This window comes from Phocaeicola abscessus CCUG 55929 (genome assembly GCF_000312445.1).
Classification (GTDB): Bacteria; Bacteroidota; Bacteroidia; order Bacteroidales; family Bacteroidaceae; genus Phocaeicola; species Phocaeicola abscessus.
Map to the genome: position 1 here is coordinate 60,206 of NZ_HE997186.1, position 20,574 is coordinate 80,779.

Genomic DNA, 20,574 nt, shown 5'->3' on the forward strand with positions numbered 1-20,574 from the left:
AAGCAAATATATAACATACAGTGCTATGATTCTATTTTTCAGAACTCCTTCCGAGAGTGTCATTGCAACGGAAGTCGACCATACGCCGTCGACCGGAGAGATTCAGAAATTAAGTTGGCTTTATGGGAATGCCGTCGTCCAGACAGCCTCGGACCTGAAAGGGTACTTCGTCGGTCCGCGCCGCGAAATGATTACGCCGTGGAGCACGAATGCCGTGGAAATTACGCAGAACATGGGTATGAACGGTATCCGACGCATCGAAGAATACTTTCCCGTAAAAGACGAGAATGCCGTATACGACGTAATGTTGCAACGAATGTATAAGGGACTGGATGAACGGCTTTTCACCATCGACCGAAAACCCGAACCGATCATCCACATCGATAATCTGGAAGCATACAACGAGAAAGAAGGACTGGCGCTCTCTGACGAGGAAATCCGATACTTGCATCGGGTCGCCGAAAACTTGGGACGCAAGTTGACCGACTCGGAGGTGTTCGGTTTTGCACAGATCAATTCGGAGCATTGCCGCCATAAAATCTTCGGTGGTACCTTCGTTATCGACGGCAAAGAAAAAGAATCGTCCCTCTTCCAGTTGATCAAGAAAACCACGAAAGAGCATCCCAATAAAATTATTTCCGCCTATAAAGACAACGTAGCCTTTGCGGAAGGGCCAACGGTAGAACAATTCGCTCCGACCGATCAAAGCACGTCGGATTACTTTTTCGTCCGCCCCATAAAAACCGTCATTTCGTTGAAGGCCGAAACGCACAACTTCCCTACGACCGTCGAACCGTTCAATGGTGCCTCTACCGGCACGGGAGGGGAAATACGCGATCGGATGGGCGGCGGGAAAGGCTCGTGGCCCATCGCAGGAACAGCAGTCTACATGACATCCTACCCCCGTACGAACGAGGGGCGCAGCTGGGAAAAGATTCTCCCCGTACGCAAATGGCTGTATCAGACGCCGGAACAAATCCTGATCAAGGCCTCCAACGGCGCATCCGATTTCGGCAATAAATTCGGTCAACCGCTGATCTGCGGTTCCCTGCTGACATTTGAACACGAAGAAAATGGGGAGCGATACGGTTACGACAAGGTGATTATGGAAGCTGGCGGAGTAGGTTACGGCACGGAACGAGATTGTTTGAAAGGCACTCCCGAAAAAGGGAACAAGATCGTCGTAATGGGCGGCGACAACTATCGCATCGGGTTGGGAGGTGGATCCGTCTCTTCGGTAGATACGGGACGTTACACCTCCGGCGTAGAACTGAATGCGGTACAGCGTGCCAACGCCGAAATGCAAAAGCGCATATACAATGTAATACGTGCCTTGTGCGAGGAAGAGCGGAATCCGATCATCTCCATCCACGACCACGGGGCAGCCGGTCATGTCAACTGCCTTTCCGAACTGGTGGAAGATTGCGGGGGGTTGATCGAGATGGACAAGTTGCCTGTCGGCGACAAGACCTTGTCGGACAAGGAAATCATCGCCAACGAATCGCAGGAACGCATGGGCCTGCTGATCGACGAGTCGGCTATCGACCACGTAAAGAAGATTGCGGCGCGCGAACGGGCGCCGATGTACGAAGTGGGTGAAACGACCGGAGACGCCCGCTTCGCGTTCGAAAATCCCGACGGTACTCGTCCGTTCGACTTGGCTGTCGATCAGATGTTCGGTTCTTCGCCCAAAACCTACATGATCGACCAAACCAAAGAACGGCACTACGCCGATGCCATTTACGATACAAACCGATTGGACGAACATATCCGTCGCGTATTGCAATTGGAAGCGGTGGCCTGCAAGGATTGGCTGACCAATAAGGTCGATCGCTCCGTCACGGGAAAGATCGCCCGCCAGCAATGCGTGGGCGAACTGCAATTGCCGTTGAGCGACTGCGGAGTCGTGGCACTCGACTATCGGGGTGAGAAGGGCATCGCCGTTTCTGTAGGGCATGCACCGCAGGCAGGCTTGGCCGACCCGTCCGCCGGTGCCGTATTGTCCGTAGCCGAAGCCTTGACCAACATCATATGGGCTCCTCTGGCGGAAGGACTGAAGAGCATCTCCCTCTCGGCCAACTGGATGTGGCCGTGCCGTGCACAAGAAGGCGAAGACGCCCGGCTCTATCGGGCCGTACAAGCGTTGTCCGACTTCTGCTGCGCCTTGGGAATCAATGTCCCAACGGGGAAAGATTCCCTCTCCATGACAGAGAAATACCCAAACGGAGAAAAGGTTTTGAGCCCGGGAACAGTCATTGTCACTGCCGGAGGCGAAGTTTCGGACGTAAAGAAAGTCGTTTCGCCGGTCATGGTTAACGACCCTCATTCCGTTTTCTATCATATCGATTTCAGCTTCGACCGCCTCCGTTTAGGGGGATCCGCCTTTGCGCAGTCGTTGAATAAAGTGGGCGACGATGTACCGACAGTCGTCGATTTCCAATACTTCGCAAATGCCTTCACCGCCGTCCAGAAACTGGTCGATCAAGGTTTGATCCTCGCCGGCCACGACATCTCTGCCGGCGGATTGATCACGACTTTGTTGGAAATGTGTTTCGCCCGCACGAACGGAGGCATGGAGGTCGATTTAAACAAAATCAAGGAAGACGATACAGTCAAGCTGCTCTTTGCCGAGAACCCGGGAATCGTCATCCAAGTGAACGACAGACATAAAGCACAAGTCAGAAGGATATTGGAAGATGCCGGCGTAGGTTACGTAAAAATCGGCATACCGACCGAAGAACGGCACATCCTCGTCACGAAAAACGGCACTACGCATCAGTTCGGCATCGATTACTTGCGCGATATATGGTACGCTTCCTCGTATCTGCTCGACTGCAAGCAGAGCATGAACGGTTGCGCCACGAAACGTTTCGAAAATTATAAGAAGCAACCGATAACGTACGCTATCAACCCCTCGTTCGAAGGCAAACTCTCGCAATGGGGACTGAATCCCGACCGTCGTACGAAGAGCGGCGTCCGCGCTGCGATCATCCGTGAGAAAGGTACGAACGGCGAGCGCGAAATGGCCTACATGCTCTGGTTGGCGGGGTTCGATGTCAAGGACGTAACCATGACCGATTTGATTGCCGGGCGCGAGACGCTCGAAGAGATCAATTTCATTGTCTTCTGCGGTGGTTTCTCCAATTCCGACGTGTTAGGATCCGCCAAAGGATGGGCAGGCGCCTTCCTGTACAATCCGAAAGCGAAAGCCGTTTTAGACAAATTTTATACCCGCAAGGATACCCTTTCGCTCGGCGTGTGCAACGGATGCCAGCTGATGATCGAACTGAACCTGATCGCACCCGAACAGGAGAAGCGGACGAGGATGCTTCACAACGACTCCCGCAAGTTCGAATCGGCTTTTTTAGGCGTAACCGTTCCGGCCAATCGTAGCGTGCTCTTCGGCTCGTTGAGCGGAAGCCAACTCGGCATCTGGGTGGCTCACGGCGAGGGGAAGTTTTCGTTTCCCTATCCGGAAGAAAAATATCAGGTGGTATTGAAATACACTTACGAGGATTATCCCGCCAACCCAAACGGATCGGATTACAACGTAGCAGGCATCGCCAGCGCCGACGGACGCCATGTAGCGATGATGCCTCACTTGGAGCGAGCGTATTTCCCGTGGCAATGCCCGTATTATCCTGCCGGCCGGAAGGATCGCGACCAGGTCACTCCGTGGATGGAAGCTTTTGTGAATGCCAAGGAATGGATTGAAAAAGTAGGCAGCAAATGACGTTTTACTTACAAGCCTTCCTCACCTTTTTCAAGATCGGATTATTTACGATCGGGGGAGGCTATGCCATGATCCCGCTTATTCAATCCGAAATCGTCGATAAGAAGAAATGGATCGATTCGAACGAGTTTATAGACTTGATGGCCATCGCCCAATCCATTCCAGGAATCTTCGCCGTAAACATATCTATCTTCATTGGCTATAAATTACGCAAGTTGAAAGGAGCCGTAGCTATGGCGTTGGGGACTATCCTCCCCTCCTTCCTCATCATCTTGGGTATTGCCCTGTTCTTCCAGCAGTTCAAGGACAACGAAACAGTGCAACGCATCTTTAAGGGCATCCGGCCGGGAGTCGTAGCCCTGATTGCCGCTCCCGCCTTCCAATTGGCGAAAAGTGTCCGGATTACGAGATCCAACAGTTGGATTCCCGTCATGTCGGCATTGGCGATCTGGCGGTTGGGACTCTCTCCAGTGTACGTCATCATACTGGCAGGCGTAGGCGGCTTCCTCTACGGCAAGTATAAACATAAAAAGACAGCAGCATGATTTACCTCTATTTGTTTTATACCTTCTTTAAGATCGGTCTGTTCGGCTTCGGAGGCGGTTACGCCATGCTGTCCCTGATTCAGAGCGAGGTAGTGACCCGTTATCACTGGCTCAGTCCCAGCGAATTTACGGACATCGTAGCCATTAGTCAAATGACGCCCGGCCCGATCGGCATCAACTCGGCTACATACATCGGCTACACATCGTTGGTTAATACAGGCTATGACCCTCTCCTGGGGCTATTAGGTTCCGTCACCGCCACTTTGGCCGTGGTATTGCCCTCGTTCATCCTGATGTGGCTTATCAGCAAGTTCTTTCTGAAGTATCGGAATCATCCGTCTGTGGAAGCCGTATTCGGCGGTTTGCGTCCCGCCATTGTCGGTCTGTTAGCCGCTGCCGCATTAATTCTCATGGATGCGGAAAACTTCGGACACTTCACCCCTTTCTCGTGGGATGAAATCCGTCATTTCTTCCCGGCCAACGAGCAATTCCTCCTCAGCATATCGATTTTTATCGGGGCATTCATTGCCACGCGCCGATTCAAGATCAATCCCGTCCTGACGATCGTGTTGTGCGGCGTCGCAGGATTCATCTTCTATTAATCGCCGTCAAACAAGCCTGTGTTAAAACTCTAACTCCAAACCAATGGCAAGCTCTTCAGGAGCAAAACGAATACCGAATCCCTGATTCCCGATTCCTTCTTCTTCTCCGGAAAAATAATCTTTCCGATAACCGACGAATCCCATACGCAGACATAGGCAAAGTCCTTCGGTAAGGTCTATGCATGCTCCAGGACGAACGCCCACTTCAAAACCACGGGTATGAACGGTATCGCTTCCTTTCATCTTTATCTTTTTAACATTTAACCCGAAACCGCTATCCAAAAACAGGTTAAAAGGGCCGCGATGCACATAATAATAACGTACAAAAGGGGATATATGAAGAGTTCGCGTGTTCTTTTTCGCATTACTCGTCTCCATGCGTTCAGTCTCATAACCATAACCTAGCAGGGTTCCTATTCCCCAGGTATCGTTAAACAGATAGCCTATTTCCGGGACTAAATCCAATGTTTGAGTTTTAGCCTTATTGTCGTTCCAGTAGGTCAATGCACCTCCAACGAAGATACGCCCTCCATGTGCATGTTGTTCCGTACCAAAGGCGTTATGTGCATAATGCTTCTCCTGAGCCTTCAGGGAACAAGAGATGAGAACCGACAAACATCCCATAAAAAGTAGTTTCTTACGCATATTGATATTTTTATTTGAGTATTTCTTTTCGAGTAGATTGTTTTTACACCTATCCGATTGGACAAAGATCGTTGCAGGAAACTTATCCGACAATACCTACTTATTGTTATTCTATATGAGTTTGGGGATACCCGACAAGCTATATTTTCGGAAACGCTTACAGGACTTTCGGAACTTACTTTCTCGTTTTGACGGCTTCTGGAAGTTCCGAATTAATTCTTCATTCTTCATTCTTAATTAAAATAAAACCATTACTTTTGCCGAATAAATACAAGATACAAATGCCTAAGATCTCAGCACGCGGAATGGAAATGCCCGAATCTCCTATCCGGAAACTCGCCCCATTAGCCGTATCCGCAAAAAAACGAGGTATTAAAGTTTATCACCTCAACATCGGTCAGCCCGATCTGCCCACTCCGCAAGTCGGAATAGACGCACTTCAGCACATCGATCGTACGATTCTGGAATATTCTCCCTCTCAAGGCAATCAAAGTTATCGGGAGAAGCTCGTAGGTTACTATGAAAAGTACCAGATCCATGTCGGCGCCGACGATATCATCATTACCTCCGGCGGCAGTGAGGCAGTGCTCTTCGCTTTCCTCTCCTGTCTGAATCCGGGTGACGAGATTATCGTTCCCGAACCGGCTTATGCCAATTACATGGCTTTCGCCATCTCGGCAGGAGCCAGAATCCGCACCATCACTACCACCATCGACGAAGGATTCTGCCTGCCCAAGGTAGAAAAGTTCGAAGAGCTGATCAACGAACGCACGCGCGCCATCATGATCTGCAACCCCAATAACCCGACAGGCTACCTCTATACGCGCCGAGAGATGAACCAGATACGCGACTTGGTCAAGCAGTACGACCTGTACCTCTTCTCGGACGAAGTGTACCGCGAATATATCTACACTGGCTCGCCTTACATCAGCGCCTGCCATCTGGAGGGGATCGAACAGCATGTCATCCTGATCGATTCCGTCTCGAAGCGCTACAGCGAATGCGGCATCCGCATCGGAGCCCTGATCACCAAGAACACGGAAGTGCGCAAGGCCGTCATGAAATTCTGTCAGGCCCGTCTCTCGCCTCCTCTGATCGGGCAGATCATCGCCGAGTCGTCCCTGGATGCACCCGAAGAATACTACCGTAACGTGTACGACGAGTACGTAGAGCGCAGAAAATGTTTGATCGACGGACTGAACCTGATCCCCGGCGTATATTCTCCCATCCCGATGGGAGCCTTCTACACCGTAGCCAAACTGCCGGTCGACGACAGCGACAAGTTCTGCCGTTGGTGCCTGGAAGCCTTTGATTACGAAGGCGAGACGGTGATGATGGCTCCCGCATCCGGCTTCTACACCACGCCCGGCATCGGTTGTAACGAAGTCCGCTTGGCCTACGTGCTCAATAAAAAAGATCTGGAAAAAGCCCTCCTTGTCCTAAAAAAAGCGTTAGAAGCGTACCCGGGAAGAGTGAAAGAGTGAAGATATTTTTTCTTACTATTTTTTCATATTTTTCATTTCGGCATTCGATATTGTTTTAAACATTCGATATCGTTCTGTTAATTCTCGTCATTCTCCCCACCCTAAAGTTGAATAATATCAAAGAAATACTTATTTTTGCCAAGCTAATTACATCCGTACGTCGAGTTATATGCCATAACTCGACGACGGCGAAGCCGTAAAAGAACGCAATCAAATATCCGACTATATGAAAGGAATAGTATTAGCTGGCGGTAGCGGAACACGACTCTACCCTATCACTAAGGGAGTGAGCAAGCAGTTGCTTCCCATTTTCGATAAACCGATGATTTATTATCCGATTTCGGTTCTTATGTTAGCGGGTATCAGAGAGATCTTGATTATTTCGACACCTCAGGACCTGCCGGGGTTCAGACGTCTTTTGGGAGACGGTTCGGATTACGGTCTCCGTTTCGAATATGCCGAACAACCCTCTCCCGATGGTTTGGCTCAGGCTTTTATCATCGGGGAAAAGTTTGTCGGAGATGATGCGGCATGTTTGGTATTGGGGGATAATATTTTTTACGGCAGTTATTTCACGAGCAAACTCAAAGAAGCGGTAAAGGATGCCGAGGAGAACGGTAAAGCTACCGTATTCGGTTATTGGGTGAAAGACCCTGAAAGATACGGAGTCGCCGAATTCGATGAGAAGGGCCGTTGCATAAGCATCGAAGAAAAGCCGAAACAACCGAAAAGCAATTACGCTGTAGTCGGACTTTATTTTTATCCGAATAAGGTAGTGGAGATTGCCAAACATATCGAACCCTCCGCGAGGGGCGAATTGGAAATCACCGCAGTAAATCGGGAGTTTCTGAAAGACGACGAACTCAAGGTGCAAACATTGGGCAGAGGATTCGCCTGGTTGGACACGGGCACGCACGATTCGCTTTCCGAGGCTTCTACATTTGTGGAGGTTATTGAAAAGCGTCAGGGACTGAAAATCGCATGTCTCGAAGGAATCGCATTCCGGAAAGGTTGGATTGATGAGAAAAAGATGCGGGAGGTGGCGCAGCCTATGGTTAAAAATGAATACGGACAGTATTTGCTCAAGATTGTCAATGAAAAAAAGTTAGAGCAGGAGGACGCATGATATCGAACTATAAAAAAAATATTATCGTTACGGGCGGCGCCGGTTTTATCGGCAGCCATGTTGTCAGACTTTTTGTCAATAAATATCCGGATTACCGTATCATTAATCTGGATAAACTGACTTATGCCGGTAATCTTATGAATCTCAAGGATATTGAAAATAAACCGAATTATACTTTTGTCAAGGCGGACATTTGCGACTTTGATGCCGTATATGCCTTAATGCGGAAGGAAAAGATAGACGGCGTAATTCATCTTGCCGCCGAAAGTCATGTGGACAGAAGTATTAAAGATCCCTTTGCTTTTGCCAGGACCAATGTGATGGGTACTTTATCGCTGCTTCAGGCGGCAAGACTGTATTGGGAATCGCTTCCGGAAGGTTACGACGGTAAATATTTCTACCATATAAGTACGGACGAAGTTTACGGGACGCTTGAGTTGACGCTTCCGGAAGGAATTCCGGGTGGAAATGAATGCGGAGGAGGCCCCTATGGAAAAGATTTTTTCACGGAGGACAAAAAATATGATCCCCATAGTCCGTATTCGGCATCCAAGGCTTCTTCCGACCATTTCGTAAGAGCCTGTCACGATACGTACGGAATGCCGACTATCGTGACGAATTGTTCTAATAATTACGGTCCTTATCAGTTTCCGGAAAAACTTATTCCGCTGTTCATAAACAATATCCGGCATCGTAAGCCGCTTCCGGTCTACGGTAAAGGGGAGAATGTGCGCGACTGGCTCTATGTTGAAGACCATGCCCGGGCGATCGATGTGATTTTTCATTCCGGGAAAGTAGCGGAGACCTACAATATCGGAGGTTTTAACGAATGGAAGAATATCGATATTGTCCGAATGCTCGTCCGCATAGTGGATCGTTTTCTGGGAAGGGCGGAAAACGAGGACATGGGGCTTATTACTTATGTAACGGACAGACAGGGGCATGATATGCGCTATGCCATAGATTCGACGAAACTGAGCAGGGAACTCGGATGGAAGCCGAGTCTTCAGTTTGCGGAAGGCATCGAAAGGACGGTGAAGTGGTATCTCGATAATCAGGCCTGGTTGGATAATGTAACGAGCGGAGATTATCAGAGATATTACGATACGATGTATAAAGAGAGGTAGTATATGACGATTGATGAAGTAAAAATTATAGACCTCCCCAAATTTTTGGACGCTCGAGGCAATCTTTCATTTGTGGAAGAAAATAACCATATTCCGTTTAAAATCGAACGGACTTATTGGATATACGATGTACCCGGAGGAGAATTTCGTGGAGGACATGCATATAAGAAAAACCGGGAATTCATCATCGCTCTTTCCGGGAGTTTCGATGTCGTTTTGGATGACGGCAATATTCGGGAAGCATTTACTTTGAATAGATCTTATTACGGATTGTATGTGCCTAATCTGCTGTGGAGAGAGATGCAAAACTTTTCGACGAATGCTGTCGCTTTGGTCCTGGCTTCTGCAGAATTTGAAGAAGCCGATTACATTCGGGACTACAACACATTTTTAAAAATTAACCGGGGATGAAAGAAGCCAATGTTTATCAATGTTCCATTATTCGAATGGATAAACATCATAGCGAACGTAAAGGAAATATTACAGTTGTCGAAAATAATATTGTTATACCTTTTGATATCAAACGAATTTATTATCTCTACGATATTCCGGGCGGGGAAGAACGCGGAGCACATGCCCATAAGGAACTTCAACAATTGATTGTAGCTGTGAGCGGTAGCTTTGATGTCGTTTTGGATGACGGATGCGTTAAACGAACATTTACGTTAAATCGCCCTTATCAAGGCTTATTAATAGTGCCGGGTATATGGCGGGAATTAAGAAATTTTTCTTCCGGTTCCGTTTGCCTGGTGTTGGCTTCTCATAAATACGATGAAAATGATTATATCAGAGATTATGAAGATTATTTAAAATACAAAAATTTCCGATAATGAAGCAATCGATAATGGGATTATTTTATGACGATTTTATAGAAGGTAAAGAAATCGAACATTCGCTTTCAAAAACAATTTTTGAAAGCGATAATAATCTGTTTAGTTTATTAACGATGAATCACCATCCCGTGCATACCAACATTGATTATGCACAAAGAAATCAACATGGTCGGATTCTTGTAGTCGGAACCTTGGTTTTCTCGATTGTCGTAGGAATGACGGTTCCCGACATAAGCGGGAAGGCAATTGCTAATTTAGGATATGAGGAAATAAAACACCTGGCTCCGGTTTTTATAAATGACACGATTTACGCAAGAACCAAGATTCTTAGTAAAAGAGAATCGAAAAGCAAGCCTGATAGAGGGATTGTGTACGTTGAAACAATCGGTTATAATCAAGATGGAATAGATGTTATCAGTTTTAAAAGAAAGGTTTTAATTAAAAAACGGGAATATGATAATCAATGATTATTTGATGCGTAGCTTAATGTTCGTTCCTGCACATAACGAAAAACTTCTTGAAAGCGCTCTTAAAAGAGAAGCGGACGTATTGTTGCTCGATATAGAAGATTCTGTTCTGCCGGCGGAAAATAAACAAATAGCAAGAGATAATATAAAAAAATATTTGGCAGAGGGGAAATTAGAAAACAGAATTGTATTTCCGCGAGTGAATGACAGAGAAAGCGGACATCTTCTACAGGATGTATATCAACTCACATTAAAGGGAATTACCGGTTTTATGTATCCCAAAGCCCAAAAGGGAGAGGATATATATTTTTTCGGAAAACTGCTTGAAACTATTGAAGCTGAGAAAAATATCCCTCGTTATACTTTTAAGATAATCGCATTAATCGAGACTCCGGGAGCGGTAATTAATATACAGGATATTTGTACGGCATGTCCCGAAAGATTGGTGGCTGTTGCATTCGGATGCGAGGATTTTATGACCGAATTGGGAGGGAAGCATGATGATAAAAGCGATAGTATATTTACCGCCCGTGCAATGATTGCCATGGGAGCTAAGGCATATAATATTATTCCGATTGATACGGTTCATATTAAAGTACACGATTTGGAAGACTTGGAGCGAAATTTGATTATCGGAAGGAATTTGGGATTTGAAGGTATGCTTGTTTTGAATCCGAAAGAATTGCCGTTGGTTCATAAGTATTATTCCCCTACCGATACTGAAGTTTATTGGGCCGAAGAGATGTTGCAGTTATCGAAAGAGGCCGTTGCTCAAGGTAAAGGGGTTGCTGTAAAAGAGGGGAAATTTATCGGACCTCCGATGGTAAAAATGGCGAATAAAATTCTGAAAAAATATAAACTTATATCAAATAAGGGGAAGGCATGAATAAGAAGGTTGTAATTATCGGAGGAGAGGGTAATGGAGGAGTTATTGCTGCGTGTATCGAAGACAATCGCAAAAGATTCGGCGATTTAGAGTGGGAGGTTGTCGGATTTGTCAATGATTATGAAAAACGGGTTGTGAAATATCCGGTTTTAGGAGGGACGGATGATGTTTCGAGATTACTTGAAAATCCCGATTATTATTTTATGTGGGGAATACATATGATCGGAAGAAATATTCTTACGGAACAAGTGTTCAGGAAAGTAAATATTCCGAAAGATAGATTTGCGACTATAGTACATAAAACGGCATTTGTTGCGGATACGGCCGTTTTGGATCCCGGAGTGTTTATAATGTCCAATTGCTATGTCGGAGCTCAGGCACATATAGGACAATGCTCTTTGATGATGGCCAATTCTATGATCGGACATAATACGGAAGTGGGAGCGCTTTGTCATTTCTCCGTCGGCTCTATAACAAGTTCCTATGTTAATATAGGTTTGTGTTCGGATGTAACTTTGGGAGCAAAAATAATTGAAAAAGTAAATATCGGAAATTTTGCAGTTGCAGGTGCCGGAAGTTTGGTGACAAAAGATATTCCGGATTATGAAATTCATATAGGGACACCGGCCAAATACATGAAAAATGTTCGCAAAGATTGATTGAGAAAACAAGTAGTTAGTATTATTATGATAAAATTTTTGGATTTACAAAAAATCAATGCGCAATATGAACAGGAATTGAAAGACGCAGCCGCAAAGGTAATAGATTCCGGATGGTACTTGCAGGGTTCGGAGAATGAGAAATTTGAGAACAATTACGCCTCGTATATAGGCTCTAAATATTGCATCGGAGTGGCTAATGGATTGGATGCTTTGATATGGATATTCCGAGCCTATATAGAATTAGGCATGATGCAACCGGGGGATGAGGTCATTGTACCGGCTAATACGTATATCGCATCGATTTTAGCAATTACAGAAAATAAATTAAAGCCGGTTCTCGTCGAACCGAATATCGAAACGTATCAAATTGATGCTGAAAAAATAGAAGATGTCATAACGGAACGTACACGGGCGATTCTTATTGTCCATCTTTACGGACAATGTGCTTATACGGATAAGATAGGCAGATTGTGCGATAAATATAATTTGTATTTAGTGGAAGATAATGCGCAAGCTCACGGTTGTATTTATAATAACAAAAAGACCGGTTCGCTTGGACATGCGGCAGGACATAGTTTCTATCCCGGGAAAAATCTTGGAGCATTAGGAGATGGAGGTGCCGTAACTACGGACGACGCTCAACTGGCTGCAGTAATTCGAGCCTTGGCAAATTATGGTTCGTCGGAAAAATATGTTTTTCAATATACGGGAAGAAATAGCCGTTTAGATGAAATACAGGCTGCTTTTTTAAATGTAAAGTTAAAATATCTCGACAGAGACAACGAGCAACGTAAAAAAGTTGCTGAAATGTATCTCAACAATATTTCGAACCCTCGGCTCATTTTACCTGTATTAGAAGATAAGAGCACTCATATTTTTCATATTTTTCCGATACGCACAGAAGAGAGAACGAGCCTTCAGAAACATATGAAAAAAAACGATATTCAAACATTGATCCATTACCCTATTCCCCCTCACAGACAAGAGTGTTACCGGGAATGGCATATGAGGTCATATCCCATCACAGAGAAAATCCATAACGAAGAATTAAGCATTCCGATAAGTCCGGTTTTGACTGAAGAAGAGACCCAGAAAGTTATATATGCTTTGAATCATTTCCAGCTTTAAAATGGAGAATAGAAATAGTCGTTTTAAATTATTGATCACCAATATAGTTTTTTTCGGAGGTTTAAAGGTTTTTAGCTCATTGTTCCCATTACTGATATTACCTTATATAACATTTAAATTAGGTTCGGCAGAGGCATTCGGCGCATATGATATTTTTACAGTAATTGGGAGCTTTCTATGCAGTATCTCCATGTTGGGCGTACAAGAAGCAATGTTTCGTCAATGCCATATAATCGAGAATATCGCATATCGTAAAAAGGTGAATTCCACCAGTACCGCATTGATCTTTATAACTTCTTTTATAACTTCCGGAATTTTTTTATTATTTAAAGATATAATTTATCAATCGTTTTTTCAAGGTGTCTCTGATCCTTTTATCATATACTTCATTGTTTTATATGCGATTGTACAAAATATGATGAACATGGCTGTTCATCCATCCCGAATAGTTAATAACAGAAAACATTTATTATTAAATACACTGATTTATGCCCTTCTCTATTACGGTATCGTAATCTTATTCCTTGAATATTCTTTCGGAATATTCGCTTTGATATATGGCCAGATTATAGCCGCCGGATTATTGATGCTTACATTTTTTATTATCAATAGAAAGATAATATTTCCTTTAAAAATCGATTGGGAAATCGTCAAGCCCTTATTGCGAATCGGTATTCCTTTAATGCCAATTTTTGTAATATATTGGGCGAATACCTCCGTAGCTCGTATGCTGATTGTAAAGTATTTGGGAGCTTCGGAACTCGGAGTTTTTGCAATAGGCAGCAAATATGCTTCCATAAGTACTTTTTTGCAGGCTGCTTTTGCCGGAGGTTGGTCTTATTTTACTTTTTCGACAATGAATGATTCGGACCAAAAAGAAATGAAAGAAAAAATTTTTCACATTCTATTCTTAATAATAATCGTGGCATATGCACTGATAACGCCTATTGCCCCATGGTTTTATAAGAGTTTATTCACAGGCGATTATATCAGAGGATATTCTGTTTTCAATCAATTGTTTTTATCTCCGCTTTTTTTGATTTTATATCAAATCATAGCGAATCAATTCACGATTGCAGGAAAGAGTTATTTTTCACTGATATCTTTAGGAAGCGGAGTTTTAACGGGTCTTGTTTTATGTGTAATACTGCTTCAGAACGGATCTGGAATTGTCGGCGTTTCATATACAATACCTATCGGTTATTTATTGGCTTTGCTTATCGCTTCTTTTTGGGCGGTAAAGATGCATATATTCTTCATAGGATATAAATCATATATAGCTGTTTTGTTTATAATCATTATCAATCTGTTATCTATGTATTTCCACGGTTTGGTAGCATATATGCTTTTTTTACCGTTTTTATTCGTTCTTTTTATGTTGAACAAAGCAGATATTCTTGAGTTGAAAACCCTTATTGGAAATTTTGCAATTGCTTTAAAAAAATGAACGATCGACGAAAGCCTCAATATGTATTTTTTTACCCTTCTATAAGAATAGGGGGGGCTCAGTTATTGTTTTCCCGTTTGGCAGAAGGCTTGATAAACGCCGGCTATAAAGTAGTTATCTTGGAATTTAAAGAAAAAAGTTTCATTCATCAATATATCGAGGAAAGAAATCTTTTATTCGACTTTACGATTGTAAGCGAAAATGAAAAATATGGAATGTCCGAAAACGAACTCTACGTATTATCTTTGTCCGATTTTTGGGATTTTCGAATTTATGTAACCCCCAAAAAGCAGACGCGTTTTGTATTTTGGGATTTGCACCCCAATGCTTTGGTCAATTCTTTGATTTTTTCTAATATTTATAAAATGTCGTCCTTCTCTTTTTTATCAGCTTGTTGTAAATTATTGGAAAAAGGGACGATTCGTGGAATTAGAGAATTTATTGAGAAAGGGACTCGGAGATCGGCCGTGTATTTTATGTGTAAGAGGAATTTGCTATTTAATAAAAATTTATTTAATTTCCACATAAAACCGCTATTCCTTCCGATTCCGATACCCGAAAATTATCGACTGATAAATTACGAGCAATCAATTTGTGAGAGAAAAAATGAGATTAATATATCTTGGCTTGGTAGAATAGAAGCAGATAAGATTCGAAGTTTAGAGCTTTTGATTGAAGATGTGAAAATTTTTAATCGCATATCGGGCTATAAAATAAGGTTGCATATTATAGGAGACGGCTCGCTTCTAAAACAAATAAATGCCGATGAAAACCTTGTTGTAATCGGCAAGCTTTTTGGAAAGGAATTAGACAAATATTTGAATTTGGTTGACATTGGTTTTGCCATGGGTACTTCTGCATTGGAGTTCGCGATAAGAAAAATCCCGACAGTTCTTCTCCCCTCTCCCGTACAAAGTGCATTTTTCAGCAAAACAAAAAAACGGTACATATGGTTATTTGATTCAGACGGCTTTGATCTCTCCGTAGACAAGTCGTATAATGAAAACGGAAAATCCCGTTTCTTTTATGATATTATCCGGGATTATCATAAGTCGGATTATACAAAACTTTCTCTGAAAAGTTTTGATCATGCTCATGCGAATCATTCTTTCGAAACAATAATCAAAAACTTCATACGTTATTCTATAAATTCCCAATTTACATATAATGATATAGAAAAGTTGCATCAAATAACCAAAAAGCCTTACTATTATAAAGTCTTACAATTTATAAGAAAGACTTCGGGTATTTTATATAAAAAATGTTACGTCGAACTGACATAAAATATTATGGACATTTATTTGCTCGGAGAGATTCTTCCGGGAGTATTTAATGTAAGTATCCGCATTCCGGTTTAAAGAGAATATGAAATTATTTAGAAATAAAATAGAAACAATCAACAGTATTTTAATTTCCGTAATGTTGGCTTGCAACTCGGTAGCAATATTATTGGATTTTATTCCCAAGTGTGTTGTGTTTTCGATATACGTACCATTTATACTGATTATCGGTTTAAACATTGGATACTTAATAAAACGGAATTATACGCATCATTTTATTTTTGTCGTATATGTATTATTGTTTTTTTTGATTCCGCTTTTTTTAGGAAACACGGAATCGCAATTAATACATTACTTTCTCGATTTCTTTATTTTCGGTATTCCTTTTCTGTTTTTACCCTTTGTTCCGGTAGATTATAAAGCAATGTTCAAGAGTTTATCGATATTGGGCTTGCTCTTATTTCCTTCTCTACTTAAAATCGATTTGATTGAGCAGACGGATTCGGGAATATGGATGACCATTTCCTATAACGTAATTAAGTTTATAGTCCCGGCATTGATTGTCATCTTTCTTTCCATAGCTCCCGCTTTCCCTTATCTAATTAAAAATTCCGTCACTTTTCTAAGTAAACACAATATATATTCTTATTCTTTAAACCGAATTGAGAAGCATTTGGAATCCAATACTTCTCAATCCAAAGGAAGAATCCACATTTACAACATGGCCAAGACCGGTATAGTTAAAAAACCTATTTGGGGAAACGGCGCCGCTTCTTTTTAGAAGATCTAATATCATTATTAAAGCATAGACTAAAAATATAATAAATTTACATAGTATGATAAATGTTATCGGTTTAGGGTATATCGGACTGCCGACCGCCCTAATGATGGCTGCCCACGGAATGGAGGTCGTTGGAACGGATTATAATAAGGAACTTGTTGCGACATTGAATGCGGGGAAGACCACTTTTAAAGAAAAAGGCATAGATGAACTTTTTCGCGATGCGCTGAAAGCCGGCATCAAATTTACTACGGAATATCAGAAAACAGATACGTACATCATTTCGGTACCGACTCCTTACGATAAATTCAGTAAGAAGGTCGATCCATCTTATGTAATCGGAGCTGTCAAAGAGGTGATGAACGTGTGTTCCAAGGGAGCGACAGTCGTTATCGAATCCACGGTTTCGCCGGGAACCATTGATAAGCATATCCGCCCTGAAATTGAAAGAAATGGGGTTGTAATAGGGAAAGACCTATATCTGGCCCATGCCCCGGAACGTATCATCCCGGGGAATATGGTTTATGAACTTCTCCATAACAACAGGACAATTGGAGCGGACGATCCTGTTATCGGAGAGAAAGTCAAGAAATATTACAGTTCTTTCTGCCAGGGCGAAATCGTCGTCACAAGTATTAAGACGGCTGAAATGACTAAAGTTGTCGAGAATACTTTCCGTGCGGTAAATATAGCATTTGCCAATGAGCTCTGCCGAATTTGTCACCATGACAATATGGATGTCTATGAGATTATCAAAATTTGTAATATGCATCCCAGAGTTAATATCCTCCAGCCGGGACCGGGCGTGGGCGGACATTGCATCTCGGTGGATCCGTGGTTTTTAGTCGGGGATTATCCGAGCCTGGCGAAAGTCATCGACGAGTCGATGAAGACGAATGATAGCCAGCCGACATTCGTCCTCAACCGGATTTACGAAATTATGAAAGAAAACCGGATTTCCGACAATCGCAGGGTGGGCCTTTACGGCCTGACGTACAAGGAAAATGTCGACGATTGCCGAGAGAGTCCAACCCTCCAGCTGTTCGAAGCTCAAGAACGCCATCTGGCATGTCCGCTGAAAGTCTACGATCCGTTCATCCCAAAGAATATAGTTGAAAATCAATTCCATGACTTGGACACATTCCTAAATGATATTGACCTGGTTGTCATCATGGTCAAGCATAAAGAAATCATCGAAAACATAGATAAATTGCGAGGAAAGATCGTACTTGATTGCCACAATGTCATTAATCTGCCCGGAGTTTATCATTTATAAAAATTGGAAACCATGAAGAAAGTAATGCTTGTCTTCGGTACACGTCCTGAAGCAATTAAGGTTGCTCCTTTAATAAAAGAGTTCCAAAAATACCCGAACGACTTTGATGTTATCATTTGCGTAACCGGACAACATCGTGAAATGCTGGATCAGGTTCTACATATCTTTGACATTAAACCCGATTACGATTTGAATATAATGAAGCAAGGACAAGACCTATATGAGATTACTTCAAAGGTTCTTCTTGGAATGCGGGATGTCTTCCTAAAGGAAAGGCCAGATATCGTTTTCGTCCATGGCGATACAACAACTTCCACTGTAGCAGCTTTAGCCGCATTCTATCAACAAATCCCCGTAGCACATATTGAAGCCGGCTTGCGGACATATCATATATATAGCCCTTGGCCTGAGGAGATGAATCGCCAGATTACAAGTCGCATTGCAACTTATAACTTCGCTCCTACCCCCTTGAGTCGTAAAAACCTGTTAAAAGAGAATGTCGACGACAGTAAGATAACTGTTACCGGCAATACGGTTATCGACGCTCTTTATTGGGTTGTAAAACGTATTAAAGGAAACAAGGATTTGGACAAAGAGTTAGAAAATATTCTAAAGAATGCAGGCTATGAGGTTAACCGTTTGGCAAATGGCAAAAAGTTAGTTTTAATAACAGGTCATCGTCGGGAGAACTTTGGAAAGGGATTCATCAATATATGCAATGCCATCAAGGATTTGAATGAGAAATATCCCGACGTTGACTTCGTATATCCCATGCATCTGAATCCCAATGTCCGCAAACCTATTCATAAGGTCTTTGGAAAGGATCCTACTAACTTGGGGAATATGTTCTTCATCGAACCACTGGAATACTTAAGTTTTGTCTATTTGATGGAAAAATCCACTCTGGTACTGACAGATAGCGGTGGTGTTCAGGAAGAAGCACCGGGGCTCGGTAAACCTGTCTTAGTGATGAGAGACACCACTGAACGTCCCGAAGCTGTTGCCGCCGGAACCGTTAAACTTGTTGGGACAGACTACAACAAAATTGTAAGTGAAGTATCCTTGTTGCTTGATGACAAAAAAGCATACGAAAAAATGAGTAAAGCCGTGAACCCTTACGGAGACGGAAAAGCATGCGAGAGAATCGTCAGAAAATTCTTCTAATCGGAAAATAAAAAATAAGTAATTATAGAATCTTACAATCCTGACAGCATTACAACGAAATTGCCCTTAAAAACACTTTTAGAAACAGGACAGACAAAAAATAATTGATTATCAACTATTGTAACGGTCTTTAACGAATATCATATACGGTGTATGCGGATAAGAATCCCAACTATCAATTGGTATAGAATAGACTCAACGTTTATTCTGTTCTGTCTGATCTGGTCATACCAGCTATTTGGCTTTTTTAGAGGGATATGCCTGCACCTGCCTGGTATAAAGCTTATCGCTCCTTATATTTATCCGGTATTAATCGTCTTCTTTACACTGCTATCACTTCCTCAGATTTTGCGAAAGGTTCGAAAAGTAGATTTGCTTTTCTTCCTTTTTGGCCTAATTATCTATACATCGACCTTCCTGTTTTTCCCGGACAATACCGAAAGTTTACTGAAATACATCCCGGTATTCATCTTTATGGCATTACCTTGTTTCTTCTTGGGGATTATTCTTGAAGAAAAATGCTATGAAAAGTCTTTTTATCTGTTATCCTTGCTTACTATCTTTGCGATGGCTGGCTACTATCTCGTATTCGTCCAGGCTTCGAACTATAGCGGCAGTTTTGGAGAAGATGCAGTAAACGACAATATGGCTGCTGCTTACGGAATACTTCCGCATTTACTATTGGTAATATGGATGACACTGAGAAAGATGAATCTGTTGAACGTATGCATGAGTATCGGCGGATTCTTCGTTCTATTTACTTTCGGTACAAGAGGACCACTTCTTCTCTCTTCACTCTTCATTCTATATTATTTGTTTTTTGAAAAGAAGAGCAAAAATAAATTCCTTATCCTTATTCTGTTACTGGCCTTAGTAGTCATCGTCTTCATATATTTGGATTATATTTTATTTTTCCTATACCGATTATCCTCTGATATGGGGATGAGCGTACGGATTATCGAAAAAATAGCAACGGATGAATTGACTTATTCTGCAGGTCGGAATGCCTTATATGGCGAAACCATTCAAAGAATCTTGGATGGCGGTATTTTCGGTTATGGGATCAGAGGGATTTCTTCTTTTTCTACCGCTCCATATACTCATAATCTTCTCCTCGATTTCTGGTTGGATTTCGGTATCCTCTTCGGTTCCATTTATATTATTCTGATGCTTATCCTTTATGTATTGGGATGGAAAAACGCGAAAAATGAAGGAGAGCGTACCTGTCTTGTCTTCCTGCTGATTATGGGTCCTTTGCATTTAATGTTGTCCCACACATACTTGACTTGTGGCTATCTCTTCTGTTCATTTGGCTATTGCCTGTATCTTATAAGACATTCTCACAGCATTCACGATGCTAAACAGTCGAAATCTTTTTAAAATAACTG

General features: G+C 42.8%; 18 protein-coding genes. 17 read left to right on the forward strand and 1 reads right to left on the reverse strand.

Annotation, left to right across the window (positions count from 1 at the left end; translation table 11 throughout):
* Positions 1-25: 25 nt before the first annotated feature.
* Genes purL through BN102_RS09480 form a run of 3 tightly spaced genes read left to right on the forward strand, consistent with a single transcriptional unit; the run spans position 26 to position 4,880 of the window.
* Positions 26-3,733 carry a phosphoribosylformylglycinamidine synthase gene (gene purL, locus BN102_RS09470; protein WP_019208903.1) on the forward strand — a complete coding sequence of 1,236 codons (3,708 nt, stop codon included), beginning with the start codon at positions 26-28 and terminating at the stop codon, positions 3,731-3,733.
* Positions 3,730-4,278 carry a chromate transporter gene (locus tag BN102_RS09475; RefSeq protein WP_019208904.1) on the forward strand — a complete coding sequence of 183 codons (549 nt, stop codon included), beginning with the start codon at positions 3,730-3,732 and terminating at the stop codon, positions 4,276-4,278. Before purL ends, BN102_RS09475 begins: the two co-directional genes overlap by 4 nt.
* Complete coding sequence (locus tag BN102_RS09480; RefSeq protein ID WP_019208905.1) at positions 4,275-4,880, forward strand: chromate transporter; 606 nt, start codon at positions 4,275-4,277, stop codon at positions 4,878-4,880. The genes BN102_RS09475 and BN102_RS09480 overlap by 4 nt, the downstream gene beginning before the upstream one ends.
* A gap of 21 nt (positions 4,881-4,901) precedes the next feature.
* On the opposite strand, the gene BN102_RS09485 is transcribed toward BN102_RS09480, so the two are convergent.
* Positions 4,902-5,525 carry an autotransporter outer membrane beta-barrel domain-containing protein gene (locus tag BN102_RS09485; protein WP_035456538.1) on the reverse strand — a complete coding sequence of 208 codons (624 nt, stop codon included), beginning with the start codon at positions 5,523-5,525 and terminating at the stop codon, positions 4,902-4,904.
* Between the two features lie 281 nt (positions 5,526-5,806).
* Between BN102_RS09485 and BN102_RS09490 the strand changes: the two genes are divergently transcribed.
* From BN102_RS09490 to BN102_RS09560, 14 genes are all read left to right on the forward strand, one after another.
* On the forward strand, positions 5,807-7,009 hold the full coding sequence (locus tag BN102_RS09490) for a pyridoxal phosphate-dependent aminotransferase (protein ID WP_019208907.1): 1,203 nt from the start codon (positions 5,807-5,809) through the stop codon (positions 7,007-7,009).
* 226 nt (positions 7,010-7,235) lie between these two features.
* Positions 7,236-8,135, forward strand: coding sequence for a glucose-1-phosphate thymidylyltransferase RfbA (gene rfbA / locus BN102_RS09495; RefSeq protein WP_036787950.1), 900 nt, complete (start codon positions 7,236-7,238; stop codon positions 8,133-8,135).
* A complete protein-coding gene (gene rfbB, locus BN102_RS09500; RefSeq protein WP_019208909.1) occupies positions 8,132-9,262 on the forward strand; it encodes a dTDP-glucose 4,6-dehydratase in 1,131 nt (376 codons plus the stop codon). The genes rfbA and rfbB overlap by 4 nt, the downstream gene beginning before the upstream one ends.
* A 3-nt stretch (positions 9,263-9,265) precedes the next feature.
* A complete protein-coding gene (locus BN102_RS09505) occupies positions 9,266-9,673 on the forward strand; it encodes a sugar 3,4-ketoisomerase (protein ID WP_019208910.1) in 408 nt (135 codons plus the stop codon).
* The gene (locus BN102_RS09510) at positions 9,670-10,092 is read left to right on the forward strand and encodes a sugar 3,4-ketoisomerase (protein WP_019208911.1); all 423 of its coding nucleotides are present in this window, start codon (positions 9,670-9,672) and stop codon (positions 10,090-10,092) included. The genes BN102_RS09505 and BN102_RS09510 overlap by 4 nt, the downstream gene beginning before the upstream one ends.
* Positions 10,092-10,562 carry a MaoC family dehydratase gene (locus tag BN102_RS09515; protein WP_019208912.1) on the forward strand — a complete coding sequence of 157 codons (471 nt, stop codon included), beginning with the start codon at positions 10,092-10,094 and terminating at the stop codon, positions 10,560-10,562. The genes BN102_RS09510 and BN102_RS09515 overlap by 1 nt, the downstream gene beginning before the upstream one ends.
* A complete protein-coding gene (locus BN102_RS09520; protein WP_019208913.1) occupies positions 10,549-11,448 on the forward strand; it encodes an HpcH/HpaI aldolase/citrate lyase family protein in 900 nt (299 codons plus the stop codon). Before BN102_RS09515 ends, BN102_RS09520 begins: the two co-directional genes overlap by 14 nt.
* The gene (locus BN102_RS09525) at positions 11,445-12,107 is read left to right on the forward strand and encodes a PglD-related sugar-binding protein (protein ID WP_019208914.1); all 663 of its coding nucleotides are present in this window, start codon (positions 11,445-11,447) and stop codon (positions 12,105-12,107) included. Before BN102_RS09520 ends, BN102_RS09525 begins: the two co-directional genes overlap by 4 nt.
* A gap of 27 nt (positions 12,108-12,134) precedes the next feature.
* Complete coding sequence (locus tag BN102_RS09530; protein WP_019208915.1) at positions 12,135-13,238, forward strand: DegT/DnrJ/EryC1/StrS family aminotransferase; 1,104 nt, start codon at positions 12,135-12,137, stop codon at positions 13,236-13,238.
* A 1-nt stretch (position 13,239) separates the two neighbouring features.
* Complete coding sequence (locus BN102_RS09535) at positions 13,240-14,685, forward strand: oligosaccharide flippase family protein (protein ID WP_019208916.1); 1,446 nt, start codon at positions 13,240-13,242, stop codon at positions 14,683-14,685.
* On the forward strand, positions 14,682-15,968 hold the full coding sequence (locus BN102_RS09540) for a glycosyltransferase family protein (RefSeq protein ID WP_019208917.1): 1,287 nt from the start codon (positions 14,682-14,684) through the stop codon (positions 15,966-15,968). Before BN102_RS09535 ends, BN102_RS09540 begins: the two co-directional genes overlap by 4 nt.
* An 833-nt stretch (positions 15,969-16,801) precedes the next feature.
* On the forward strand, positions 16,802-18,022 hold the full coding sequence (locus BN102_RS09550; RefSeq protein ID WP_019208919.1) for a nucleotide sugar dehydrogenase: 1,221 nt from the start codon (positions 16,802-16,804) through the stop codon (positions 18,020-18,022).
* Between the two features lie 12 nt (positions 18,023-18,034).
* Positions 18,035-19,186 (forward strand): non-hydrolyzing UDP-N-acetylglucosamine 2-epimerase, encoded by a 1,152-nt coding sequence (gene wecB / locus BN102_RS09555; RefSeq protein ID WP_019208920.1) that lies wholly within the window; start codon positions 18,035-18,037, stop codon positions 19,184-19,186.
* Positions 19,187-19,339: 153 nt separating this feature from the next.
* Positions 19,340-20,566: an O-antigen ligase family protein gene (locus BN102_RS09560; protein ID WP_156810971.1), complete on the forward strand. Its 1,227-nt coding sequence runs from the start codon at positions 19,340-19,342 to the stop codon at positions 20,564-20,566.
* Positions 20,567-20,574 lie beyond the last annotated feature (8 nt).